Source organism: Methylobacterium dankookense (assembly GCF_902141855.1).
Lineage (GTDB): Bacteria > Pseudomonadota > Alphaproteobacteria > Rhizobiales > Beijerinckiaceae > Methylobacterium > Methylobacterium dankookense.
In genome coordinates, this window is sequence record NZ_CABFVH010000030.1 from 1 (window position 1) to 22,810 (window position 22,810).

The window sequence follows — 22,810 nt, forward strand, 5'->3', positions numbered from 1 at the left end:
GGGTGACGGTGATCCAGGGCGCGGTCTTCGTGCTCTGCGTGCTGCTGTTCCGCGAGGGCATCGTCGGGCTGTTCGCCAAGCTCCTCAAGAAACCGCTGTAGGGGTGAGCCTCGTCTTCAACGAGCAGACGAAGCTCCTCGCCACCGCGCTCAACAGTATTGATCCCGCTTCTCAAGCTGATCTCGCGTTCACCCGTCGCGTTCCACACGGGCAATTCATGCTCCGTTCCTCACGGCGCGACGCGCGATCCGAAGCATCGCCACCGTTCGTGATTTCCCGATCGCGCTGCGCGAGTCGCGCGCGGTGGTCGCGATGGCGCAGGTCTTCTCGATTTCGGTGATCCCGCGGGATCAGTCTTGGGCTCGGGTGACGGCCGAAAGCGGCCATGGCTGCAAATTTCATCCGCGCTGGAGCCGAGCTGAGGCTATTCCGGAAAAGTGATAGCGCAGAAGATGTGCGCAAGCTTACAATGCCGCGGCTTCGGCGTGTTGCAAGGGATGACGAATGGAGGGGTGGCCATGTTCAAGCCGTTCGATGATCCCAAGGGATGCTTCTCGTTCCAGGGTCTTCCGTCCAAGTTCTTCCTGGATCCGTCGCCGTTCGGAAATGGCGCGCTGCTGATTCTTCATCAATACGCCAATAATGCGATGGATATCGACTCGCGCCACGTCTCCGGTGTGAAGCAGGCCGTTGCGCAGGTGCGCGAAACCTTTGGAGAGTCCTCCGGCGCACTCGAGTTCTACGGGATCACCGACCGGACGGGGTCCGACAGCTACAACAAGACGCTGTCCACGACCCGAGCGAGGAACGCGCTCAACCGGTTCATCGCCGAACTCGGCTTCACCAACTCGAACCATACCTTCAGCAATGGTCTCGGTGAGAGCTTCGATGCGGAATATTTCGATGCGAAGGACGGGACCGCGCATGCCGGTTTCCGCGGCGTCGCCTGCTATTTCTGGGAATCGAGCCTCACCGCGCGCGATCCGGTACTGACCACCTCCATCGCGTTCGCGAAACCGCATTCGAAGGGCTCGGCGCAGGAATCGTCCCTTCTCGGCCCGCTCCATCTCGGCCGTCTTCGAGCCAATCCACGCTCGACATTCGGGATCTGAACTCGAAACCTCGGGCGTTCCGTATTCGGGGGACGGTGGCGCAGACCCAGGTTCCGTCCCCCTCGCTCATCGCGCTCTCCGGGTATGGCGCTCGTCAAGCCGCCGCTCCAGCGGGGCATGCCTTATGAATGCGCGGCCTAATTCCTCTGGTAGATGATCACCGACAGATAGGTCATCGGCAGCTTGAGCAGCTTGGCTGGGCCGTGCAGACCGTTGGAATCGAACATCAGCGTATCGCCGGGTGTGAGATGGTAGTCGTTCCCGGCATGGTGATAGAGCACCTCGCCGGTCAGCATGTAGATGATCTCCGTGCCGGCGTGCCGGAAGCTCGTATAGGCCTCGGCCTCCGCCTGGAGCGTGATCAGGTAGGGCTCGACGACGAGATCACCGCCGATGCCCGCGCCGAGAAGCTCGTAGATGTGCCCGACCTTGGTGCCGCGCCGCTCGATCACGACCCCGCCCCCCTTGCGGACATAGGAGCAGTCGCGCCGCTCCTCGAAGGCCGCGAACAGTGCCGTGATCGGCACGTTCAGGGCGCCGGCGATGGCGTTGACCGAGGACAGGGAGGGCGAGATGGCGCCGTTCTCGATCTTCGAGATCATGCCCGGCGAGATGCCGGCCGCATGGGCGAGATCGACCACCGAGAGATCGCGCTCCCGCCGCAGGATCCGGATCTGATGACCGAGCGCCTTTTCCAGGGGACGCTCCTCGACCCCGGGCGCGTTCGAGGCCGTGTTCAGCATGCCGTCCTCGTCCTGTCCGCGGCTCTCCATGGTTCCCGTCCGCTCCCCTGATGGCTGTCCGGCGCGATTTTCGCGAGGGCGGCCGGAGGCGGCCCTCGCGCCGCCGTTGTAGCGGAGCCGGCTCACCGCGTCGCGGGCCGGGTCGTCGCGCACCGCCCCTCGGGCAGCCCGTCGCGAGGCCGGTCGATCTGTTCTTCTAGAGAAAAATTTGTTCTCCTATGTTGACGGGAGTGCCGGCGCCGTGCGAGCACGGACGCCGAGAGTTCGGTGGCGAGAGCGAATGGGATGTGCGGCATCGTCGGTTTGTTTCTGAAGAACGGCGCGCTCGAGCCCAGGCTCGGCGCGCTCCTGTCCGGCATGCTCTGCACGATGACGGATCGCGGCCCGGACAGTGCCGGCTTCGCGGTCTACGGCACGGGTGCCGAGGGCCTGAAGCTCACCTTGCGCGCGGCCGATCCGGCGCTGCTGGCCGACGCCCTCGACGGGATGCGCCGCGACCTCGGCCTCGCCTGCGAGGCGACCGCCCGGGACACGCACACCGTGCTCACCCTCGCCGCCTCGGACGAGGCGCGGGTCCGCGCCTGGCTCGGCGCCCATGCCCGCGGGATCGAGGTGGTCGGCGCCGGCCGGCGCATGGAGATCTTCAAGGAGGTCGGCCTGCCCCGCGCGGTGGCCGAGCGCTTCGATCTCGCCGCGATGACGGGCAGCCACGCGATCGGGCACACCCGCATGGCGACCGAGAGCGCGGTGACCACGGACGGCGCCCACCCCTTCTCCACGGGGCGCGACGAGTGCCTCGTCCATAACGGCTCCCTGTCGAACCATAACGGCCTGCGCCGCCGCCTGGAGCGCGAGGGCCTCGCCTTCGCGACGCGCAACGATTCGGAGGTGGCGGCCGGCTACCTCACCTGGCGGATGCGGGCGGGCGCCTCGCTCAAGGAGGCGCTCGAATCGAGCCTGTCCGACCTCGACGGCTTCTTCACCTTCGTCGTCGGCACCGAGACCGGCTTCGCCGTGGTGCGCGACCCCATCGCCTGCAAGCCCGCCGTGATGGCCGAGACCGACGACTACGTGGCCTTCGGGTCCGAGTACCGCGCCCTCGTCGGCCTGCCCGGCATCGAGGCGGCCCGCGTCTTCGAGCCCGAGCCGGCCCGCGTCTACGCCTGGGAGCGCCATTGATGCCGACCTTCGACCTGCGCCTCGCCCCCTTGCGCGCGCTGAACGGCGCCCTGCACGCCTTGGCGCCCGAGACCGACCAGACGCACTGGACCGTGCTCAACCCGGACGGCCGCCACGCCATCGCCTGCGGGCTCGACGCCCCGGTCTCGGTCGAGATCGAGGGGAATGCCGGCTATTACTGCGCCGGCATGAACAAGCGGGCGAGCATCCTCGTCGCCGGCAATGCCGGTGTCGGTGTCGCCGAGAACATGATGTCGGGCTTCGTCCGGGTGCGGGGCGATGCCAGCCAGTCGGCCGGCGCCACAGCCCATGGCGGCACCCTCGTCATCGACGGCAATGCGGGCGCCCGCTGCGGCATCTCGATGAAGGGCGTCGACATCCTGGTGAAGGGCTCGGTCGGCCACATGTCGGCCTTCATGGCCCAGGCGGGCACGCTGACCGTGCTGGGCGATGCCGGGGAGGCGCTCGGCGACTCGCTCTACGAGGCGCGCCTCTACGTGCGGGGACGCGTGACGAGCCTCGGCGCCGACTGCGTCGAGAAGGAGATGCGCGACGTGCACCGCGCCGAGCTCCACGCCAGGCTCCAGGCCGCGGGGCTCGCGGGCGAGGTCGATCCGGGCGAGTTCCGCCGCTTCGGCTCGGCCCGCACCCTCTACCACTTCCACGTCGACAACGCCGGAGCCTATTGATGGCCGAGCATCCCGAAGCCCCGCGCACCAGCCCGCGCCTCTCGGCGACCTTCACCCCCGAGGTGATGTCCGAGATCCGCCGCGCGGCGGCCACCGGCATCTACGACATCCGCGGTGCGGGCGCGAAGCGCAGCCTCCCGCATTTCGACGACCTCCTGTTCCTCGGCGCCTCGATCAGCCGCTACCCGCTGGAGGGCTATCGCGAGCGCTGCGGCACCGAGGTGGTGCTCGGCACGCGCTTCGCCGCCAAGCCGATCCACCTGAAGACGCCGGTGACCATTGCGGGCATGAGCTTCGGCTCGCTCTCGGCCAACGCCAAGGAGGCGCTCGGCCGCGGCGCGACGCTCGCCGGCACCTCGACCACCACCGGCGATGGCGGCATGACGCCGGAGGAGCGCGGGCATTCGAAGACGCTGGTCTACCAGTACCTGCCCTCCCGCTACGGCATGAACCCGGACGACCTGCGCAAGGCCGACGCCATCGAGGTGGTGATCGGACAGGGCGCCAAGCCCGGCGGCGGCGGCATGCTGCTCGGCCAGAAGATCACCGAGCGGGTCGCCGGCATGCGCTGCCTGCCGCCGGGCATCGACCAGCGCTCGGCCTGCCGGCACCCCGACTGGACCGGCCCGGACGACCTCGCGATCAAGATCGAGGAGCTGCGCGAGATCACCGACTGGCAGAAGCCGATCTACGTGAAGGTCGGGGCGAGCCGCCCCTATTACGACACCGCCCTCGCCGCGAAGGCCGGCGCGGACGTGGTGGTGCTCGACGGCATGCAGGGCGGCACTGCGGCGACGCAGGACGTCTTCATCGAGCATGTCGGCATCCCGACGCTCGCCGCGATCCGGCCCGCCGTGCAGGCTTTGCAGGATCTCGGGCTCCACCGCGCGGTGCAGCTCGTGGTCTCCGGGGGCATCCGGTCGGGGGCCGACGTCGCCAAGGTGCTGGCGCTGGGCGCGGATGCGGTGGCGATCGGCACGGCGGCGCTGATCGCGCTCGGCGACAACGATCCGCGCTGGCAATCGGAATACGAGGCGCTCGGCACCACGGCCGGAGCCTACGACGACTGGCACGAGGGCAAGGACCCGGCCGGCATCACCACGCAGGACCCGGTTCTCGCCGCGCGCCTCGACCCCGAGCTCGCCGGGCGGCGCCTCGCCAACTTCCTCGCGGTGATGACGCTGGAGGCCCAGACCATCGCCCGGGCCTGCGGCAAGAGCCACCTGCACAACCTTGAGCCCGAGGATCTCGCGGCCCTCACCATCGAGGCCGCCGCCATGGCCGGGGTGCCGCTCGCCGGCACCGGCTGGATCCCCGGCAAGACGGGCCTCTGAGCGCGGGCCTGCGGGCCCTCTGTCCAACCGGGCCGCCCGCGGGCGGCTCGCCCTCGACCACCTCCGGGCTGCCGGCCGAAACGAAAGCGTTGGCGATGTCGCTTCAACTGGGGAGCGCTGCGCGCGAGCGCGGGATCCGATATTTCCTCGTCTCCTATACCGACCTGTTCGGGACGCAGCGGGCCAAGCTCGTGCCCGCGGCGGCGATCGAGAGCACCTGCCGCAACGGGGCGGGGTTCGCGGGCTTCGCCACCTGGCTCGACATGAGCCCGGCCGATGCCGACCTCCTCGCGGTGCCCGATCCCGCCGGCCTCGTGCAGCTGCCCTGGAAGCCGGAGGTGGGCTGGCTCCCGGCCGACCTCGTGATGGACGGCGCGGCCGTGGAGCAGGGCCCGCGCAACATCCTGAAGCGGCTGATCGCGCAGGCAGCCCGCGCGGGCCTGCAGATGAAGACCGGCGTCGAGCCCGAGTTCTTCCTCACCCGGCCGGACGGGCTGGAGCCCGCCGACACCGCCGACCGGCAGGCCAAGCCCTGCTACGACCAGTCGGCCCTGATGCGCCACTACGACGTGATCGCCGAGATCTGCGACGCGATGACGGCGCTCGGCTGGCAGCCCTACCAGAACGACCATGAGGACGCGAACGGCCAGTTCGAGATGAACTGGGCCTACGACGACGCCCTCGTCACGGCCGACCGGCACGCCTTCTTCAAGTACATGGCGCGCACGGTGGCCGAGCGGCACGGCCTGCGCGCCACCTTCATGCCCAAGCCCTTCGCCGACCTGACCGGCTCGGGCTGCCACGCCCACATCTCCCTGTGGCGCGATGGGCGCAACCTCTGCGCCGACCCGGAGGACGAGCTCGGCCTCTCCGAGACCGGCTACCACTTCATCGGCGGCCTGATCCACTCGGCCGAGGCGCTGGCGGCCCTGACCAACCCCACCGTCAACTCCTACAAGCGCCTCAACGCCCCGCGCACCGCCTCGGGCGCGACCTGGGCGCCGAACACGGTGACCTATGCCGGCAACAACCGCACCCACATGATCCGCGTGCCGGGCGGGGGCCGCTTCGAGTTCCGCCTCGCGGACGGGGCGGCCAACCCCTACCTGCTGCAGGCGGCGATCCTGGCGGCGGGGCTCGACGGCATCTACAACCGGCGCGACCCGGGCCGCCGCCTCGACATCAACATGTACACGCAGGGCCATGCCGTGGAGGGCGTGAAGCGCCTGCCCCTCAACATGCTCGACGCGCTGCGCGCCCTGGAGGAGAGCCCGGTCCTCAACGAGGCGCTGGGCGCCTTCATCCCGAGCTATCTCAAGCTCAAGCACGAGGAATGGGGCGCCTATTGCAGGCATCTCACCCAGTGGGAGCGCGACACGACGCTGGATTGCTGAGACAAAGCTCCGGCCTGTTCCGGTCTTCACAGCTCAACCGGGATGTCGGATAGTCGCCGCTCGCGATGCTCCGGCTCCCCTCGCTCCGGGCCGCAAGGACATTCATGACCGTGCAGAGATCGCGCCGGCGGGCATCGGCGACCCCGGAGGCCGATACGGGGCGGCCGGAGCCGCGCCAGCCCATCATCCCGTTGAGCGATCCCGGCTCCCTGAAGGGCATGGACCGCTCCTTCGCGGTCCTCGAACTGCTCGCCGCGGCGCCGGGCCGGGTCGTCGACGTGACGCGGGCGCTCGACCTGCCCTGGGCCACCGTCCACCGGACCATCGTGCAGCTGGAGAAGGCACAGTTCCTCCGCCGCGACCCCGAGACCAGCCGCTACCATATCGGCCCGCGCCTCTGGCATATCGGCTCGGCCTATCTCGCCACCCACCGCGTCCTCACCGCGGCGACGCCCTACCTCGCCCGCCTCGCCGACATGGAGGGGATCGCCATCCAGGTCGTGGAGCGGATCGGCTGGCAATCGGTGGTGATCTACTCACACCAGCACGTGGACGAGGACATCACCAAGGCCCATTACGGCTACCACTTCCCCCTGCACTGCGCCTCGAAGGGGCACGTGCTCCTCGCCAACGCGGCCCCGTCCTTCATCGAGTCCTATCTCGCCCGCCCCCTGGAGCGGCTGACCGCGGAGACGGTGACGGATCCGCAGGCCCTGCGCGGCATCCTCGACTCCGTGCGGGAGACGGGCTTCTCGCTGACCGTCGGGGACGTGCAGCTCTTCGCCGCCTCGATGTCCGCGCCGATCCGCGACGCGGGCGGCCAGGTCGTCGCCGCGCTCTGCTTCGTGTTCCGCAAGAACATCCTGAAGGAGGAGGGCCGGCAGGACCTTCTTCAGGAGCGGCTCGTCCACGCCGCCCACTCGATCTCCCTCGATCTCGGCTGGCGCCACGGCCGCTGAGCCGCGGCTCGGCTTCTGTGCTGATCTGCCCGGTATCGTGCCGGTGCAGAGAGGACGGCGAGAGGCTCGGCGTGCCTCGCCGGCTCTCGTGAGCGATTTCCGTCCTCGCGCCCCGGCTGCAGATTCGAAGATCCATACAACCCGATCGGGATCATCGATCGGAATGCCCATTTGCCGGTCGAGAAGGCCAGGATTGATGCGGGCATGATGTGTTTTCATGCGGCGAAGATCCTGGAAGACACGGCGATCACATCTTAAAACCTTGAAGCCGACGCCGTGGCGGAAGGGCCCGGCACCGTCGCGAGGATGCGGATCCATGAAGAGCTACATCGACGGCGCGCTCCGCGACCTCGGCCCCGAATTCTCCGAGTTCTTCGACCGGGGCCGCACCGCCATCGTCTCGATCGACCTGCATCGCGGGCATCTGGAGGACGATCCGCTCTGCCCCTGCCCGGCGCCGCGCGCCCGCGACGTGGTCGCCCCGGTCGATGCCTTCCATGCGCAGGCGCGCAGGCTCGGCGTCCCGGTCATCCACGTGCGTAGCACCCTGCGGGCCGGCGGCATCGACGACGTGGCCGGCCGCAAAGCGGCCTGGCGCCTCGTCTTCCCGCTCCATGTCGGCGCCATCGGCAATGCGGACGCGCACGCCATCGAGGGCACGCGCTGGACGGAATTCGTCACCGAGGTCGAGGCCGACGACCTCGTCGTCTCGGGCAAGAAGCGCCTCTCGGCCTTCTACCCGACGGATCTCGACTTCCTCCTGCGCAACATGGGCGTCGGAACCCTCGTCCTGAACGGCTGCCTCGCCGATTGCTGCGTGCTCAACACGGCGTTCGATGCGTCCAATCTCGGCTACCGGGTCGTGGTGGCGCGCGACCTCGTGGCCGGCACGAACCCGTACCTGGAGGAGGCCGCGCTGCGCATCGTCGCCATGCATCTCGGCCTCGTCACCGACGGCGCCGAGATGCTGGAGGCCTGGCGATCCTGACAGGGGCTGAAAACGCGAAGACCGGCAGCCCGCCGGGGCGCCGGTCTCCTCACGCGATGAATCCGGTTCGAGCGACGGGCTTGGAGCCGTTCCCGATCGCGCTGCAATCGGGAGCGGCTCCAAATCATTGTTTTGACGCGCTCTCTTTCGCCGAACCGGCATCCACTTCGGCTTAAGAACGCTCAGCGCGTCGGCAGGGGCCGTCCGGGCGCGGTCGAGCCCGTCGTGACGGCATCCGCCGGCATGATGACGAAGCGGTGGCCCGAGGCCTCGTAGCGTCGCAGGTTGTGCGGGGCCGCCACGCCGTCGAGGCCGCCCGGGGCGACGGCCGCCGGGATGCCCGAGGGGGCGGTGAAGCTCTGCGCGAAGGCGCCGGTGGAGAGGACGAGGCCGAGGGCGGCTCCGGTGAACAGGCGAACGATCATGGTCATCCCCGCGGGCGATTGCTCTGATGACGCGCACAAGATGCGACGAACAGAGAAGTTCCCGCTTATCCGCCGCGCCTGATTCGAGCGACGACAGTATTTTTCGGTCGGAGACGGCTCGAAATCCAGGATCGATTTCGGAAAGCCTCGTTCCATCAGGGCCTTGGCCCTGTCTTCGGGCCTGCCCGCGGCCGTGGCCGCAGGCGCGCGCCATGTGCTCCCGCGCACAGGCCGGCGATGCGCATCGGGACCGGCGCCGCCGCGGACGCGCTGTCCTGCCGCCCCCTTCGGATGCGGCCGGGCCCCGCTGGAGCGCTCTTTCGCCGAAGTGGAGGCCGCTTCGGCGAAAGAGCGCGCGTCAAGACAAGGACTTGAAGCCGCTCCCGATTGCAACGCGATCGGGAGCGGCTCTAACCTCGGATGATCGGATGGGTCACCCGTCCCTCGGACGCCGATGGAATCCGTCATGTCCCGCCTCGCCGCCGTCGCGACCCTCGCTCTCATCGCGGGCCTGCCCGCGGGCGCGTCGGCCCAGAGCTACACCGCGCCCGCCGGGATCCCGGCGGCCACCTCCGTCGCCGGATATGCCGAGGCGCCGCAGCAGCGCGGTGCGGCTCGGTCCCGCGACGGCTCCGCACAGGCCGCCACGCCGGCCGGTGCCGGCCGGCGTGGCGGCCGCCGCCCCCGCTGATCCGGTCCCTCGACGCCGGTTCGCACGGCGCCCCCTCCCCGGCGGGCAATGCGCCGGAATTCAATGTGCCGGAATTCAATGCGCCGGAATTCTTGGCGATGCGCTCCGGTTGCTTGAGCCGATCCGGCCGGGACGCCCGGTGGACAGCTTTTCTGCTTAAGGCCTGAGCGGCGCGCGCCGATTATTTGTGCGGGCGAAGGACTTGCCCGCCAGCCTTTTCATATGCATCATTTGGATATTATATCCATATAATGGACATCAAGCGAGGGTTTCGTGGGTCTCCAGATCGCCATCGACACCGGCGGAACGTTCACGGACGTCGTCGCCATCGACCGCACGACCGGCGCCATCACCGCCGTCAAGACGCCCTCGACGCCGGCCGATCCGAGCATCGGCCTGCTCGACGGCGTGCGGAAGGTCCTGGCGGAGGTCGGCGCGGACGATGCCGACCTCGACATGCTGCTGCACGGCTCGACGGTGGCCACGAACGCGGTGCTGGAGCACAAGTTCGCCGGCCTCGGCCTCGTCGTGACCCGGGGCTTCCGGCACATGATCGAGATCGCCCGCCAGTCCGTGCCGGACGGCTACGGCAACTCCTTCTTCTGGGTGAAGCCGCCGCGCCTCGTGCCGCTCCATCTCGTGCGCGAGGTGCCCGGCCGCATGACCTTCGAGGGCGCCGAGATCGAGCCCCTCGACGAGGGCGCGGTGCTCCATGCGGTGCGCGAGCTGGTGGAGGACGGCGTGCGCTGCATCGGCGTCTGCCTGCTGCACGCCTACGCCAACGACGCCCACGAGCGCCGGATCGGCGAGCTGGTCCGCGCCGAGTTCCCCGACGTGTTCGTGTCGCTCTCCTCGGTCGTGCTGCCGGAATACCGCGAGTACGAGCGTGCGATGACGACGCTGATCGACGTGCTCGTGAAGCCCTATTGCAAGACCTACCTGCAGAGCGCCGCCGACGAGATCCGCGCCAAGTCCGGCGACATCCCCTTCCTCATCATGCAGTCGAACGGCGGCGTGGTGAAGCATTCCACCGCGGGCGAGAAGCCCGTGACCATGCTGCTCTCCGGGCCCGCCGCGGGCATCCTCGGCTCGATCCACATGGCCCGGCTCGCCGGCTACAAGGACATCCTCACCGTCGATGTCGGGGGCACCTCCACGGACGTGGCGATCATCGAGGACTACGCCCCGATGTACACCTCGTCGTCGATGGTCGAGAGCTACCCGGTCAAGACGCCGATGCTCGACATCGTCACGGTGGGCTCCGGCGGCGGCTCGATCGCCTGGGTCGACCCGTACGGCCAGCTCAAGGTCGGGCCCCGCAGCGCGGGCGCCGATCCGGGCCCGATCTGCTACGGCCGCGGCGGCACCCAGCCCACCGTCACCGATGCCGCGATCGCGCTGGGGCGCCTGCCCTCGGCGCTGATCGGCGGCGCGATCCGCCTCGACGACGCGGCGGCCCGTGGGGCCTACGAGGACCTCGGCGCCCGCTTCGGCCTGCCCGCCGAGGAGGTGGCCGCGGGCGCCCTGGAGATCGCCGCGGTCAACCAGGTCTTCGGCATCCGGCAGGTGACCACCACCCGCGGGCGCGAGCCCGGCGCCTACGCCATGGTCGCCTTCGGCGGGGCCGGCGGCCTGTTCGCGACGGAGGTCGCCGACCTCCTCGACATCCGCACCGTGGTCTCGCCGCCCAATCCCGGCAATCTCTGCGCCTTCGGCCTGCACGTCTCCGACGTCCGCCGCGACTACATCCGCACCCTGGTGCGCCAGCAATCCGCCGCCGACAGCGGCGAGATCCTCGGAGCCTGGACGGAACTCGCGGCCACCGGCCTCGCCGACATCGAGGCCGAAGGCATCGCGCCCGAGCGGATCCGGATCCAGCGCATCGCCGACATGCGCTATTTCGGCGAGGGCCACGAGGTCCAGGTGACGATCCCCGAAGGTCTCGCGGGCGAGGCGGCGCTCGCCCATCTCTGGGACGATTTCCACCGCGTCCACGACCAGACCTTCGGCTTCCACTACCGGGACAAGCAGGACGTCGAGATCGTCAACCTGCGCATCCAGGCGATCGGCGAGCAGAGCCGGCCCCGGATCCAGGCCGATTCCACCGCGCGCGCGCCGGCCGCGCCCTTCGGCAGCCGGCGCGCCTACTGGCGCCGGACGGGCTGGGTCGATTGCCCGCTCTACCGCCGCACCGAGCTCGCCCTCGGCCAGTCCGTCTCCGGGCCGGCCATCGTGGAGGAGTACGGCTCGACCGTCGTCGTCGCCGAGAGCTGGAGCGTGCGGGCCGACCCGTTCGGCAACCGGATCCTCGAGAAGAGCCTGTGAGGGGCGAGACCATGACCGATACGCAACGCACCCTCGGCCCGATCGAGCTCGAGGTCATCCACGGCACCATCCGCGCCGCCGAGCTGGAGATCGAGGCGGCGGTCGAGCGCACCGCCCGCTCGCCGATGATCCGCGACCAGCACGATTACCGGGTCGCCCTGTTCGACGCCAAGGGCCGCAAGCTCACCGGCCGGTCCTACTCGGCCATCGTCGAGCCGGTGTTCCAGTATTTCGGCGCCGACGACATCCATCCCGGCGACGTCTTCTTCTGGAACGACCCCTACAATTCCTGCGGCGGCATCGGCCACGTGCCGGACCTCTGCACCACGGTGCCGATCTTCCTCGGCGAGCGCCTGATCGGCTTCAGCCAGGTGTTCGGCCACCACGACGACATCGGCGGCGCCGTGCCCGGCAGCCTGCCCGTCCACGCGACGGACAGCTGGATGGAGGGCACGATGATCCCGCCGATCAAGCTCTACGAGCGGGGCAAGCTCAACGCGGCGGCCTTCCGCATCATCGTGCGCAATTCCCGCCTCTCGGAGCATCTCGCGGGCGATCTCGACGCCGAGATCGGGGCGGCCCGCCTCGGCTCGCGCCGCATCGTCGCTTTGGCCGAGCGCTACGGCATCGACACGCTGGAGGCGGCCTTCGACCAGATCCTGAGGAATACCGCCGAGGTCTTCCGCCGCGAGATCCTGCCGAAGATCGCCGACGGCGCATACACCTTCGAGGATTATATCGAGCATGACGGCGTCGATGAGGACCGGCTCCACGCGCTGCGCGTGACGATGATCAAGACCCCGGACCGGATCGTCCTCGACTTCACCGGGACCGATCCGGAGGCGAAGGGGCCGATCAACTGGGCCCTCGACGAGGCCGAGGGGCGCTACTTCCGCAAGTGGCTCGCCCCGACCCTGCGCTCCCTCGCCGATTCCCCGGAGCGCGCCGCCGAGATCGACTCGAACGAGGGCGTGCTCGACGTGATCGACGTGGTCTTCCCCGAGAAGGGCACGCTGATCACCCCGACCTTCGGCAAGCCCACCGGCATGCGCTTCTTCCTGATGCTGCGCACGCTCGGCGCCTTCGCCGCCTGCCTGTCCAAGGCCACCGGCGGGCGGATGCCGGCCGACCACGAGACGATCCGCATCTGGGGGGTCACCGGCGGGCGGCGGCAGGAGGATTTCTACCTGTTCCGCGAGGTGCTCGGCGGCGGCAGCCCCGGCCGCCCCTGGGCCGACGGCTCGGACGTCGTGCACATCGTGCCGAACTCCAAGAACCTGCCGGCGGAATTCTCCGAGACGCGCTACCCGATCCTCGTGGAGGAGCTCGGCCTCAAGCAGGGCTCGGGCGGCCCCGGCTACCACCGCGGCGGCTTCGGCTACGACAAGCGCATCCGCGTGCTCGACGAATGCCGCCTGATCTCGAACGCCGACCGCTCGCTGCTCGGCTGCTACGGCGTCAACGGCGGCAAGGCCGGCGAGAACTACCAGGTCTCGGTGATCGATGCCGAGGGCGAGGAGACGGTCCATCCGGGCATGAGCGACACCGTCACGGTGCCCGCCGGCGCGACTATCCGGGTGGTCACCACGGGCGGCGGCGGCTGGGGCGATCCCCTGGCGCGGCCGGTGGCCCGGGTGGTGGCGGACGTGCAGTGCGGCCTCGTCACCGAATCCTCGGCCCGGCACGATTACGGCGTCGTGCTCCGGTGCGAGGGCCGGATCTGGCAGGCCGACCTCGCCGCCACCGAGGCCCAGCGCGCCGGCCTCGCCAAGGCGCGCGGCATCCCGGCCATGTTCGACCGCGGCCCGTATTTCGCAGCCCTCAAGGCGGCCGGGAAGGTGGCGCGGCCGGAGGGCTTCCCCGACCCCGATGCGGGCTGGTTCGCGCGGCCGGTGGCCTGAGGAGCGGTACCCCATGAAGATCACGCGGTCCTTCGAAGTGCGCCGGCCGCTGCCGGCGGTCTGGGCCCTGTTCCAGGACATTCCCACCGTCGCCGCCTGCATGCCGGGGGCGGAGCTGACGGACGACAAGGGCGGGGGCGCCTATGCGGGGCGGGTGAGCATCAAGCTCGGGCCCTTCGGCGCCTCCTTCGAGGGCGAGGCCCAGGTCACCGCCGACGCGGCGAGCCGGAGCGGCCATGCCGAGGGGCGCGGCGTCGACAAGCGCGGCGGCAGCCGCTCGAAGCTCGCCCTCGACTACCGCCTGACCGAGGTGGAGGGGGCGACCCGCGTCGACATCGACGCGGACGTGCAGCTCGCCGGGCCGGTCGCCCAGTTCGGCCGCACCGGCATCGTCAACGAGACCGCGGGCGTGCTGATCGGTCAGTTCGCGACCAACGTGGAGGCCCGGCTCGCGGCGATTCCGGAGGCCGCGCCGGCTGCCCAGGCCGCGTCCCCCATCGCCGCCCCGGCCGAGCCCCGCGGCATCGGCGTGCTGGCGCTGATCGGCGCGGTGATCGCCGCCCTGGTCCGGCGGATGCTCGGGCGCGCCGCCTGATCCCGCCGGGCCATCCCGGAGACCTTCGCGAGAACCATCCGCAGGACATCGCACGAGGACGGAGCGAAGAGATGACAGAGACCCCCCTGCCGGTCCGCATGTCGGCGATGACGCAGATGGAGATCGCCGAGGCGATCGCGGGCAAGCGCGCCGTGATCCTGCCGACCGGCGCCACCGAGGCGCACGGGCCGCACATGCCGACCGATACCGATACCCACCAGGTCGAGCACATCGCCTGCCTGCTGGCGCGGCGCCTCGGCGCCCTCGTCGCGCCGCCGGTGGCCTACGGCATCTCGAAGACCTTCGAGTTCTTCCCCGGCACCGTCTCGCTCTCGATCCCGACCTACCAGGCCATGCTGTTCGAGATCGGCGCCGGCCTGATCCGGCAGGGCTTCGAGCACCTGATCATCCTCAACGGCAACCGCCCGAACGGCACCGCCAACGACGCGGTGGCCCGCCACCTCGTGGACGAGCTCGACGCGGAGCACGCCTTCAAGGTCTCGGCCTTGAGCTACTGGGAGCCGGCGGCCGAGCGGATCCACGCCCTGCGCAGGTCCGTGCCCGGCGGCATGGGCCATGGCTGCGAGTTCGAGACCGGCTTCCAGCTCGCCACCCGGCCGGAGCTCGTGAAGATGGACCGGCTCGCGGGCTCCCATTACGGCCCGGTGGGCTGGGACCTCGTCGCCCCGACGGAGCCGGTGCGCACCTATATGCGCCGCCCGCGGCCCGCGGCCGGCCATGCCGCGATCTTCGGGGACCCCTCCTGCGCCACCGCCGAGGCGGGCCAGGCCTTCATCGACATCGTCGTGGACACCCTGGAGGAGACCTTCCGCACCCTGCGCGGCTCCTACGAGGAGCGGCGCTAAGCTTTTGTTTTGACGCGCTCTCTTGCGCCGAACCGGTATCCACTTCGGCTTAAGAGCGCTCTAGGTCGCGAGGCCCGTAACAGGGTGCCGGTGGCGCCAGCGCCCTTCCGCCTCGAGCTGCGCGGCGAGGGCGAGGAGCCGCCCCTCGCCGCCTATCGGCGCGAGGATCTGCACCGGCAGCGGGAGCCCGTCGCGATCCGCGCCGAAGGGCAGCGTCAGCGTGGGAAAGCCGGCCACGTTGGCGAGCAGCGCGAGCGGCGCGAAGGCGAGCATGCGCCCGACATGCAGGTCGATGTCGCCGTGATCGGTGGGAAAGCTGCCGAGCGGCCTCGGCGCGCCTGACAGCATCGGCGTGAGCGGGCCGTCGATCCCGTCGAAGACCCGCCAGAGATCGCGGCTGACGAAGACCATCTCCTGCATCAGGGCCCAGATCTCGACGGCGCTCATCGCCTCTCCGCGCGGGCGATGCTCCGCGTCAGCGCCTCCGGCTGCGACAGGTCGAGGCGCGTGCGGGCCGCGCGTTCGGCGAGGTTGACGGCGGCGATGCCGGCGAAGATGCGCCCGCTGGCGCGTGCGGCGGCCTCGACCGTTCCGAAATCCATCGGGACGAGGCGGTGCCCAAGCCGCTCCAGGACGCGCCCGGCCGCTTCCACGGCCTCCGCGCGCGCGCCGGGTCGGTCGGCGTCTCGGCGCCCGTCTCCACGACGAGGCCGATGCGCAGGGGCGAAGCGGCGGAGGGCTGCAGGAAGGCCGGCGCCGGATCGAGGGCGCGCAGGCCGGCCGCGACCGACCGGATGGTGCGGCGCAGCCAGGCATGGGCGGGCGAATGGTGCTTGCAGTCGTGCCAGAGCATGTAGAACGTCATGCGGCCGAGTTCCTCGGGCGCATCCACCAGCGCGAAGGCGAAGGATTGCGCGATCTGCTCGGCGAAGTGGCGCCCCGTCGTGATAAGCTGCATTTTCTTTCGCAGAACCGGCAACCACTTCCACGGAAAATACCCTCGGGCGCCCTCCGCCGAAGGGGGCCAGTTCGGGTCAGTCTTCGCCCGCGCTCCCGACGGGGGCGTCCTCAGCCCGCCGGGCCCGCCGCCGCTCGGCCCGGGAGAGCTCGTCGGCGCTCGCGAAGCCCGTCATCGCCGCGATCTCGGATGCGGGCAGGGAAGTCTCCCGGCGGAGCTGGTGGGCCCGGTCGAGCCGCAGGGCGAGATAGTGCCGGTGCGGTCCGCAACCGAGATGGTCGTGGAACAGCCGTTCGAGCTGACGCGCCGAGACATGGGCGAGCCCGGCCAGGGCCTCGCGCGGCAGCGGCGTTTCCAGGTTCGCCTCCATGGCGGCGAGCACGCGCAGGAGCCGCGGGTCGCGCACGCCGAAGCGCAGGCGCAGGTCCATGCGCTGCGGGCTCAGACCCTCCCGCATCTGGTTGTGCAGGAACCAGTCGCTCACGCCGCGGGCGAGGGCCGGCCCGTGGTCGCGCTCGATCAAGGAGAGCATCAGGTCGAGGGCCGCGATCCCGCCCGAGCAGGTCATCCGGTCGCCCGCGATCTCGAAGAGCGAGCGCACCACGTCGAGGCCGGGATAGAGCGCCTCGAAGGCCGGCACGTGCTCCCAGTGCAGCGTGCAGCGCCGCCCCTCCAGCAGGCCGGCCCGGGCGAGGATATAGGGCCCGCCCGAGATGCCGCCGATGCTCGTCCCGCGCCGCGCCAGGCCGCGCAGCCAGGCCGACAGGGCGGGGTCGTCGAAGGCGGCCGGGTTGCCGCCCGCGCAGACGAAGACCCGCTCTGTCCCCGGCACCGGAGCCCCGACCGCCACGTCGGTGAGGATGGCGAGCCCGTTCGAGGCGCGTGCCTCGCCGCCCCCAGGCGCGGCGTGCCACCAGTCATAAAGCGGCCGACCCGATAAGACATTGGCCGCACGCAACGGCTCCACGGCCGCCGCGTAGGACATCAAAGCAAACCCAGGCACCAGCACAAACCCCACCGTCCGCGGCGCCGGTGGTTCGCTCCGCGGCGGACAGCGGCCGGGCCGGGGGCTTGCGGAGGGCAAGGGATCGCTGCGCATTTCTGCGCGATATGCCGGAATCGTGTCGCGAAATGCAAGCCTATCCTCCGGACGAGCAGCTATCGCACAGGGATCGCGGCGCTCCCGCCCGCGGCCGGCACCGCAAGTTCCCCATGCGCTACTCGCTCCTCAGCGTCCTCGGACAGGCCCTGCGCGGGCAGCGGGACTGGACGCCCCAGTGGCGCGACGCGGCGCCGAAGCCCGAATACGACGTCGTCGTGGTGGGCGGCGGCGGCCACGGCCTCGCCACGGCCTATTACCTCGCGAAGGAACACGGGATCACGAACGTCGCCGTGCTGGAGCGGAGCCATGTCGGCTCGGGCAATGTCGGGCGTAACACCACGATCATCCGCTCGAATTACGGGCTTGCCGGCAACATTCCCTTCTACGAGCGCTCGCTGAAGCTCTGGGAGGGGCTGGAGCAGGACATCAACTACAACGCGATGGTCAGCCAGCGCGGCGTGCTGAACCTCTACCATTCGGACGCCCAGCGCGACGCCTATGCGCGGCGCGGCAACGCCATGCGGATCGCTGGGGCCGATGCCGAGCTCCTCGACCGGGAGGGGGTGCGGGCGCTCGTCCCCGTCATCGATTTCGACAATGCCCGTTTCCCCGTGAAGGGCGGCCTGCTCCAGCGCCGCGGCGGCACAGTGCGCCACGACGCGGTGGCCTGGGGCTATGCCCGGGCGGCCGATGGGCGCGGTGTCGACGTGATCCAGAACTGCGAGGTCACCGGCATCCGCCGCGAGAACGGCCGCGTCACCGGCGTCGAGACCAGCCGCGGCTTCGTCGGCGCGCGCAAGGTCGCGCTCTCGGTGGCCGGCTCCTCCTCGCGCCTCGCGGCGATGGCGGGCCTGCGCCTGCCGATCGAGAGCCACGTGCTCCAGGCCTTCGTCAGCGAGGGGGTGAAGCCGCTCATCGACGGCGTCATGACCTTCGGGGCCGGGCATTTCTACGTGAGCCAGTCCGACAAGGGCGGCCTCGTCTTCGGCGGCGACATCGACGGCTACAATTCCTATGCGCAACGCGGCAACCTCGCCACCATCGAGGACGTGATGGAGGGCGGCATGGCCCTCTGGCCGGGTCTCGGGCGGCTGCGCCTGCTGCGGCACTGGGGCGGCATCATGGACATGTCCATGGACGGCTCGCCCATCATCGACCGCACCGGGATCGAGGGCCTCTACCTCAATGCGGGCTGGTGCTACGGCGGCTTCAAGGCCACCCCCGCGGCGGGCTTCTGCTTCGCCCATCTGATAGCCCGCGACGCGCCGCATCCGGACGCCGCCGCCTACCGCCTCGACCGCTTCGCCACCGGCCATCTCATCGACGAGAAGGGCATGGGCGCGCAGCCGAACCTGCACTGAGGAGGGGAGCCATGCGCATCCGATGCCCGTATTGCGGCGCGCGCGACAACGGCGAGTTCAGCTATCTCGGTGACGCGGCCCCCCGCCGGCCGGAGGGGATGGCGGCCGAGCCCGCGCAGATGTTCGACTACGTGTACCTGCGCGACAACCCGGCCGGCGCCATCCGCGAGCTCTGGTATCACGCGGCCGGCTGCCGGAGCTGGCTCGTCGTGACCCGGGACACCCGCACCCACGCGATCGCCGGGGTGGCCGCCGCCCGCGACGTCGCGCTGGCCCGGGAGGCCGGCCGATGAGCACGACGACGCTGACGCGCCTGGAGGGTGCCGGGCCGGCCGCCGCGCCGCCCTCCGCCCTCCGGCTCCAGCCCTTCCGCACCGTCTCGGGCGGCCTGATCGACCGGTGCAGCCCCCTCCCCTTCAGCTTCGACGGGCGCCGCTACATGGGCGTCCAGGGCGACACCCTGGCCTCCGCCCTCCTCGCCAACGGCGTCCGGCTCGTCGGGCGCTCCTTCAAGTACCACCGGCCGCGGGGTCTCCTCGCGGCGGGCTCGGAGGAGCCGAACGCCCTGGTCGAGCTGCGCGGCGGCGCGCGGCGCGAGCCCAACACGCGGGCCACCGTGGCCGAGCTCTATGCCGGGCTGGAGGCCGCGAGCCAGAACCGCTGGCCCTCGCTCGCCCTCGACGCGCTCGGCGTGAACGGGCTCGTCGCTCCGGTCCTCGCGGCGGGCTTCTACTACAAGACCTTCATGTGGCCGGCCGCCCTCTGGGAGAGGCTCTACGAGCCGATGATCCGGCGCGTGGCGGGGCTCGGCCGGGCGGCCGGGGCGGACGATCCCGACGCCTACGAGAAGGTCCATGCCCATTGCGATGTGCTCGTCGTCGGCGGCGGCCCGGCGGGCCTGTCGGCGGCGCTCGCCGCGGGCCGGGCTGGCGCCCGGGTCATCCTCGTGGACGAGGATTTCGTCCTCGGCGGCCGGCTCAACGCCGAGCGGCGGGAGATCGATGGCAGCCCCGCCGCGGAGTGGCTGTCCGCGACCCTCGCGGAGCTCCGCAGCCTGCCGGAGGTTCGCCTCTTGGCACGGACCACCCTGTTCGGGGTCTACGACCACGGCGCCTACGGCGCGGTCGAGCGGGAGGGCGATCATCTCGCGGTCCCGCCAGAGCATGCGCCACGCCAGCGCCTCTGGCGCATCGCGGCCCGGCAGGCCGTGCTCGCGGCGGGCGCCCTCGAACGGCCGCACGTCTTCGGCGGCAACGACCGGCCGGGCATCATGCTGGCCGGGGCGGTGCGGACCTACCTGAACCGCTTCGGCGTGCTGCCGGGGCACAGCGTCGCCGTGCTCACCTCGGGCGACGATGGCTGGCGGACGGTGGACGACGTCGCCGCCGCGGGCGGCCGGGTGGCGGCGGTGATCGACACCCGGGCCGAGGCGCCGCCGGAGCTGCGGCGGCGGGCCGAGGCGCTCGGTGCGCGGGTGATCGCCGGCGGCCACGTGGCGGGGACGCGCGGGCGCCTCGCCCTCGCCTCCGTCGACGTGGCAGGGGCGGGCGGGCGCACGGAGCGGATCGCCTGCGACTGCCTCGCCATGGCCAATGGCTGGAACCCGCTCGTCCACCTCGATTCCCACCTCTCCGCCCGGCCCGTCTGGTCGGAGGCGATCCACGCCTTCGTGCCCGGCCCCGGTCACGGTCACGGCCCCGACGCCGGGATGCGGGCCGCGGGCGCGGCGGCAGGCCGCCTCACCCTCGCGGAATGCCTGGAGACGGGCGGCCGGGCGGGCGCCGAGGCGGCCTCCGCCTGCGGCTTCGCCGCCGTTGCGCCGGCCGTGCCCACGACCGATCCGGAGGGCGTCGCGCACGTGCCGCTCTGGCGCGCGCCCCGATCGCGGGGCAAGGCCTTCGTGGACTTCCAGAACGACGTAGCGGCATCCGACATCGAGCTGGCGCACCGGGAGGGCTTCCGGGCGGTGGAGCTCCTGAAGCGCTACACCACCCTCGGCATGGCCACCGACCAGGGCAAGACCTCCAACCTGTCCGGCCTCGGCATCATGGCCGAGCTGACCGGCCGGACGATCCCGGGGGTCGGCACCACCATGTTCCGGCCGCCCTACACGCCCGTGGCGATCGGCGCCTTCGCCGGCCACCATCGCGGCCGGGATTTCCGGCCGACCCGGCAGGTCGCCTCGCATGCCTGGTGCGTGGAGAACGGGGCCGTCTTCGTCGAGGCCGGGCTCTGGCGGCGCCCCGCCTATGTCCCGCGGCCGGGCGAGGGCGACTGGATGGTGAGCGTGAGCCGGGAGGTGGAAACCGTGCGGGCCCGCGTTGGCCTCTGCGACATGACCACCCTCGGCAAGATCGACATCCAGGGACCGGACGCCGCCGCCTTCCTCGACCGCGTCTGCGCCAACGCCATCGGCACGCTGCCCGTCGGGCGCTGCGGCTACGCGGTGCTGCTGCGCGAGGACGGGCTGATGATGGACGACGGCACCGTCGCGCGACTCGGCGAGAGCCGCTTCGTGATAACGGTCTCCTCCGCCCACGCGGCCAAGGTGATGCAGCACCTCGAATTCTGCCGCCAGTGGCTCTGGCCGGGGCTCGACGTGCGGATGGCCTCGGTGAGCGAGCAATGGGCGCAGTACGCCCTGGCCGGCCCCCGCGCCCGCGACACCCTGCGCGGGATTGTCGATCCGGACTTCGACCTCGCCGATGCCGCCCTGCCCGTCCTCGGCTGCGCCGCGGTCACGGTGGGCGGCGGCATCCCCGCCCGGCTGTTCCGGCTCTCCTTCTCTGGGGAGCTCGCCTACGAGATCGCCGTGCCCGCAGGCTACGGCGACGCCGCCTGGCGGGCGCTGATGGCGGCGGGCGCCGCCCACGGGATTTGCGCCTACGGCGCGGAGGCGCTCTCGGTGATGCGGATCGAGAAGGGCTATCCGGCCGGCGCCGAGATCAACGGGCAGACCACGGCGGGGGATCTCGGCCTCGGCGCGCTGCTCGCCGCGGACAAGGACTATGTCGGGCGCCTGATGAAGGACCGGCCTGGCCTCGCCGATCCCGACCGCCCGGTCCTCGCCGGCTTCCACCCCGTAGACCGCGGCGCGCGGCTACGGGCAGGCGCCCACTTCTTCGGCCTCTGCGCCACCCCGAGCCTCGCGGCCGACGAGGGCTCCATGACCTCCGTGGCCTATTCGCCAACCCTCGGCCACTGGATCGGGCTCGGCCTGATCCGGCGCGGAAGCGCGCGCCACGGCGAGCGCGTGCGGGCCTACGACCCGGTGCGCGGCGGCGACGTGGTGGTCGAGATCTGTCCGCCCGCCTTCGTGGACCCGAACGGGGAGAAGCTGCATGCCTGAAACCGAGGTGGCCGCGCGTCCGGCGTCATCAGCCTGGCAGCCGCGCAGCCCGTGGGAGGGCCATGCCCGGCCCGGGCGGCACGGCCGCGCAGAGGGCGCGCCAGGCCTGATTCTGCAGCCGCGCGGCCGCAGCGGCCTCGCCCTCCTCATCGCCGCGCCGGGGCGGGATACGGAGCTCGGCAACCGTCTCGCCGCGCATCTCGGCTGGAGCCTGCCCGAGCCCGGCCGGACCCGGATCGCGGGGGAGCGCGGCCTGATCTGGGCGGCGCCCGGCCAGTGGCTCGCCCTCGCCGAGGCGCCGGAGGACCTGCGGGAGCTCGACACGCTCCTCGACGGGGTGGCCGCGGTGACCGACCAGAGCGACGGGCGCGCGGTGGTGCGCGTCTCGGGGGGGCGCGCGCGCGAGGCGCTGGCGAAGGGCGTGACGGTCGACCTGCACCCCCGCGCCTTCGGGCCCGGCCGCACGGCGGTGACCGGCATCGCCCATATCGGCGCGCAGCTCTGGCAGCGCGACGCGGAGCCGACCTACGACATCGCCGTGGCGCGCAGCTTCGCCGGGAGCTTCTGGGACTGGCTGACCGCGGCGTCGGCGGAGTTCGGATACGTCGTCGAACCCGGGCCGCGGGCCTGAAGGCGGTCCTGGCGAAGCACGGCGCTGGACAACCCTGCCGGGGATCGTCCGGCGCCGCACGCGTTTCGGAGCCTGTTCTGAGCGGGATACGCCGATCTCTGCTCGGAGAATCCCACCGATCCTGGTCGAACGGGCAGTGTCGGGTGCGCGGATATACCAGATCCGCTCTATCCTTTCGGACCAGCGGATCTGGACTTCGCTTCGGTGC

21 protein-coding genes and 1 pseudogene are annotated in these 22,810 nt (G+C 71.0%); 17 read left to right on the forward strand and 5 right to left on the reverse strand.

What is annotated here, in order from left to right; all coding sequences use genetic code 11:
• A pseudogene (locus tag MTDSW087_RS30930) lies at positions 1-101 on the forward strand (branched-chain amino acid ABC transporter permease); the annotation flags it as partial.
• A 417-nt stretch (positions 102-518) separates the two neighbouring features.
• Entirely contained in the window at positions 519-1,112 is a 594-nt protein-coding gene (locus MTDSW087_RS19680; protein ID WP_186383918.1) for an OmpA family protein, read from the forward strand.
• A 137-nt stretch (positions 1,113-1,249) separates the two neighbouring features.
• On the opposite strand, the gene MTDSW087_RS19685 is transcribed toward MTDSW087_RS19680, so the two are convergent.
• Positions 1,250-1,855, reverse strand: a complete 606-nt coding sequence (locus tag MTDSW087_RS19685; protein WP_144766658.1) for a helix-turn-helix domain-containing protein — start codon at positions 1,853-1,855, stop codon at positions 1,250-1,252.
• A gap of 285 nt (positions 1,856-2,140) precedes the next feature.
• Between MTDSW087_RS19685 and MTDSW087_RS19690 the strand changes: the two genes are divergently transcribed.
• The 6 genes from MTDSW087_RS19690 to MTDSW087_RS19715 all read left to right on the forward strand — a co-directional run bounded on the left by MTDSW087_RS19690 (position 2,141) and on the right by MTDSW087_RS19715 (position 8,398).
• Positions 2,141-3,034 carry a class II glutamine amidotransferase gene (locus MTDSW087_RS19690; RefSeq protein ID WP_144766659.1) on the forward strand — a complete coding sequence of 298 codons (894 nt, stop codon included), beginning with the start codon at positions 2,141-2,143 and terminating at the stop codon, positions 3,032-3,034.
• Positions 3,034-3,723 carry a GltB/FmdC/FwdC-like GXGXG domain-containing protein gene (locus tag MTDSW087_RS19695; RefSeq protein ID WP_144766606.1) on the forward strand — a complete coding sequence of 230 codons (690 nt, stop codon included), beginning with the start codon at positions 3,034-3,036 and terminating at the stop codon, positions 3,721-3,723. The genes MTDSW087_RS19690 and MTDSW087_RS19695 overlap by 1 nt, the downstream gene beginning before the upstream one ends.
• A complete protein-coding gene (locus MTDSW087_RS19700; protein ID WP_144766607.1) occupies positions 3,723-5,057 on the forward strand; it encodes an FMN-binding glutamate synthase family protein in 1,335 nt (444 codons plus the stop codon). Before MTDSW087_RS19695 ends, MTDSW087_RS19700 begins: the two co-directional genes overlap by 1 nt.
• A gap of 95 nt (positions 5,058-5,152) precedes the next feature.
• Positions 5,153-6,451, forward strand: coding sequence for a type III glutamate--ammonia ligase (glnT, locus tag MTDSW087_RS19705; RefSeq protein WP_144766608.1), 1,299 nt, complete (start codon positions 5,153-5,155; stop codon positions 6,449-6,451).
• Between the two features lie 104 nt (positions 6,452-6,555).
• Entirely contained in the window at positions 6,556-7,410 is an 855-nt protein-coding gene (locus MTDSW087_RS19710; RefSeq protein WP_186383919.1) for an IclR family transcriptional regulator, read from the forward strand.
• A 316-nt stretch (positions 7,411-7,726) separates the two neighbouring features.
• Positions 7,727-8,398, forward strand: a complete 672-nt coding sequence (locus tag MTDSW087_RS19715; protein WP_144766610.1) for a cysteine hydrolase family protein — start codon at positions 7,727-7,729, stop codon at positions 8,396-8,398.
• A 182-nt stretch (positions 8,399-8,580) separates the two neighbouring features.
• On the opposite strand, the gene MTDSW087_RS19720 is transcribed toward MTDSW087_RS19715, so the two are convergent.
• On the reverse strand, positions 8,581-8,829 hold the full coding sequence (locus MTDSW087_RS19720; protein ID WP_425324727.1) for a hypothetical protein: 249 nt from the start codon (positions 8,827-8,829) through the stop codon (positions 8,581-8,583).
• 460 nt (positions 8,830-9,289) lie between these two features.
• Between MTDSW087_RS19720 and MTDSW087_RS19725 the strand changes: the two genes are divergently transcribed.
• From MTDSW087_RS19725 to MTDSW087_RS19745, 5 genes are all read left to right on the forward strand, one after another.
• The gene (locus tag MTDSW087_RS19725; protein WP_144766611.1) at positions 9,290-9,514 is read left to right on the forward strand and encodes a hypothetical protein; all 225 of its coding nucleotides are present in this window, start codon (positions 9,290-9,292) and stop codon (positions 9,512-9,514) included.
• Positions 9,515-9,787: 273 nt separating this feature from the next.
• Positions 9,788-11,839, forward strand: a complete 2,052-nt coding sequence (locus MTDSW087_RS19730) for a hydantoinase/oxoprolinase family protein (RefSeq protein WP_144766612.1) — start codon at positions 9,788-9,790, stop codon at positions 11,837-11,839.
• Between the two features lie 11 nt (positions 11,840-11,850).
• Positions 11,851-13,740: a hydantoinase B/oxoprolinase family protein gene (locus MTDSW087_RS19735; RefSeq protein ID WP_144766613.1), complete on the forward strand. Its 1,890-nt coding sequence runs from the start codon at positions 11,851-11,853 to the stop codon at positions 13,738-13,740.
• Between the two features lie 13 nt (positions 13,741-13,753).
• Positions 13,754-14,335, forward strand: a complete 582-nt coding sequence (locus MTDSW087_RS19740; RefSeq protein ID WP_186383920.1) for an SRPBCC family protein — start codon at positions 13,754-13,756, stop codon at positions 14,333-14,335.
• A gap of 71 nt (positions 14,336-14,406) precedes the next feature.
• Positions 14,407-15,201 carry a creatininase family protein gene (locus MTDSW087_RS19745; RefSeq protein WP_144766615.1) on the forward strand — a complete coding sequence of 265 codons (795 nt, stop codon included), beginning with the start codon at positions 14,407-14,409 and terminating at the stop codon, positions 15,199-15,201.
• A gap of 60 nt (positions 15,202-15,261) precedes the next feature.
• Here MTDSW087_RS19745 and MTDSW087_RS30305 read toward each other — a convergent pair whose 3' ends face one another.
• The 3 genes from MTDSW087_RS30305 to MTDSW087_RS19755 form a co-directional block, all read right to left on the reverse strand.
• Positions 15,262-15,648, reverse strand: a complete 387-nt coding sequence (locus tag MTDSW087_RS30305; protein WP_186383921.1) for an amidase family protein — start codon at positions 15,646-15,648, stop codon at positions 15,262-15,264.
• 28 nt (positions 15,649-15,676) lie between these two features.
• Positions 15,677-16,159 (reverse strand): type 2 periplasmic-binding domain-containing protein, encoded by a 483-nt coding sequence (locus MTDSW087_RS30310; RefSeq protein ID WP_186383922.1) that lies wholly within the window; start codon positions 16,157-16,159, stop codon positions 15,677-15,679.
• A 76-nt stretch (positions 16,160-16,235) separates the two neighbouring features.
• Positions 16,236-17,258 carry a GlxA family transcriptional regulator gene (locus tag MTDSW087_RS19755; protein WP_144766617.1) on the reverse strand — a complete coding sequence of 341 codons (1,023 nt, stop codon included), beginning with the start codon at positions 17,256-17,258 and terminating at the stop codon, positions 16,236-16,238.
• Positions 17,259-17,371: 113 nt separating this feature from the next.
• Here MTDSW087_RS19755 and MTDSW087_RS19760 point away from each other — a divergent pair, with 113 nt between their 5' ends.
• The 4 genes from MTDSW087_RS19760 to MTDSW087_RS19775 are packed head-to-tail and all read left to right on the forward strand — an operon-like array spanning position 17,372 to position 22,602.
• A complete protein-coding gene (locus MTDSW087_RS19760; RefSeq protein ID WP_144766618.1) occupies positions 17,372-18,622 on the forward strand; it encodes a sarcosine oxidase subunit beta family protein in 1,251 nt (416 codons plus the stop codon).
• Positions 18,623-18,633: 11 nt separating this feature from the next.
• Complete coding sequence (locus MTDSW087_RS19765) at positions 18,634-18,915, forward strand: sarcosine oxidase subunit delta (protein ID WP_144766619.1); 282 nt, start codon at positions 18,634-18,636, stop codon at positions 18,913-18,915.
• Positions 18,912-21,971 carry a sarcosine oxidase subunit alpha family protein gene (locus tag MTDSW087_RS19770; RefSeq protein WP_144766620.1) on the forward strand — a complete coding sequence of 1,020 codons (3,060 nt, stop codon included), beginning with the start codon at positions 18,912-18,914 and terminating at the stop codon, positions 21,969-21,971. Before MTDSW087_RS19765 ends, MTDSW087_RS19770 begins: the two co-directional genes overlap by 4 nt.
• Positions 21,964-22,602, forward strand: coding sequence for a sarcosine oxidase subunit gamma (locus MTDSW087_RS19775; RefSeq protein WP_144766621.1), 639 nt, complete (start codon positions 21,964-21,966; stop codon positions 22,600-22,602). Before MTDSW087_RS19770 ends, MTDSW087_RS19775 begins: the two co-directional genes overlap by 8 nt.
• Positions 22,603-22,810 lie beyond the last annotated feature (208 nt).

What these genes read in the sequence shown, in the direction of transcription:
- MTDSW087_RS19680 (WP_186383918.1), top strand. Translation starts at nt 519, where the DNA reads ATGTTCAAGCCGTTCGATGATCCCAAGGGATGCTTCTCGTTCCAGGGT.
- MTDSW087_RS19715 (WP_144766610.1), top strand. Translation starts at nt 7,727, where the DNA reads ATGAAGAGCTACATCGACGGCGCGCTCCGCGACCTCGGCCCCGAATTC.
- MTDSW087_RS19695 (WP_144766606.1), top strand. Translation starts at nt 3,034, where the DNA reads ATGCCGACCTTCGACCTGCGCCTCGCCCCCTTGCGCGCGCTGAACGGC.
- MTDSW087_RS19700 (WP_144766607.1), top strand. Translation starts at nt 3,723, where the DNA reads ATGGCCGAGCATCCCGAAGCCCCGCGCACCAGCCCGCGCCTCTCGGCG.
- MTDSW087_RS19735 (WP_144766613.1), top strand. Translation starts at nt 11,851, where the DNA reads ATGACCGATACGCAACGCACCCTCGGCCCGATCGAGCTCGAGGTCATC.
- MTDSW087_RS30305 (WP_186383921.1), bottom strand. Translation starts at nt 15,648, where the DNA reads ATGAGCGCCGTCGAGATCTGGGCCCTGATGCAGGAGATGGTCTTCGTC.
- MTDSW087_RS19720 (WP_425324727.1), bottom strand. Translation starts at nt 8,829, where the DNA reads ATGACCATGATCGTTCGCCTGTTCACCGGAGCCGCCCTCGGCCTCGTC.
- MTDSW087_RS19760 (WP_144766618.1), top strand. Translation starts at nt 17,372, where the DNA reads ATGCGCTACTCGCTCCTCAGCGTCCTCGGACAGGCCCTGCGCGGGCAG.
- MTDSW087_RS19765 (WP_144766619.1), top strand. Translation starts at nt 18,634, where the DNA reads ATGCGCATCCGATGCCCGTATTGCGGCGCGCGCGACAACGGCGAGTTC.
- MTDSW087_RS19685 (WP_144766658.1), bottom strand. Translation starts at nt 1,855, where the DNA reads ATGCTGAACACGGCCTCGAACGCGCCCGGGGTCGAGGAGCGTCCCCTG.
- MTDSW087_RS19775 (WP_144766621.1), top strand. Translation starts at nt 21,964, where the DNA reads ATGCCTGAAACCGAGGTGGCCGCGCGTCCGGCGTCATCAGCCTGGCAG.
- MTDSW087_RS19690 (WP_144766659.1), top strand. Translation starts at nt 2,141, where the DNA reads ATGTGCGGCATCGTCGGTTTGTTTCTGAAGAACGGCGCGCTCGAGCCC.
- MTDSW087_RS19725 (WP_144766611.1), top strand. Translation starts at nt 9,290, where the DNA reads ATGTCCCGCCTCGCCGCCGTCGCGACCCTCGCTCTCATCGCGGGCCTG.
- MTDSW087_RS19745 (WP_144766615.1), top strand. Translation starts at nt 14,407, where the DNA reads ATGACAGAGACCCCCCTGCCGGTCCGCATGTCGGCGATGACGCAGATG.
- MTDSW087_RS19770 (WP_144766620.1), top strand. Translation starts at nt 18,912, where the DNA reads ATGAGCACGACGACGCTGACGCGCCTGGAGGGTGCCGGGCCGGCCGCC.
- MTDSW087_RS19710 (WP_186383919.1), top strand. Translation starts at nt 6,556, where the DNA reads ATGACCGTGCAGAGATCGCGCCGGCGGGCATCGGCGACCCCGGAGGCC.
- glnT (WP_144766608.1), top strand. Translation starts at nt 5,153, where the DNA reads ATGTCGCTTCAACTGGGGAGCGCTGCGCGCGAGCGCGGGATCCGATAT.
- MTDSW087_RS30310 (WP_186383922.1), bottom strand. Translation starts at nt 16,159, where the DNA reads ATGCAGCTTATCACGACGGGGCGCCACTTCGCCGAGCAGATCGCGCAA.
- MTDSW087_RS19755 (WP_144766617.1), bottom strand. Translation starts at nt 17,258, where the DNA reads ATGCGCAGCGATCCCTTGCCCTCCGCAAGCCCCCGGCCCGGCCGCTGT.
- MTDSW087_RS19740 (WP_186383920.1), top strand. Translation starts at nt 13,754, where the DNA reads ATGAAGATCACGCGGTCCTTCGAAGTGCGCCGGCCGCTGCCGGCGGTC.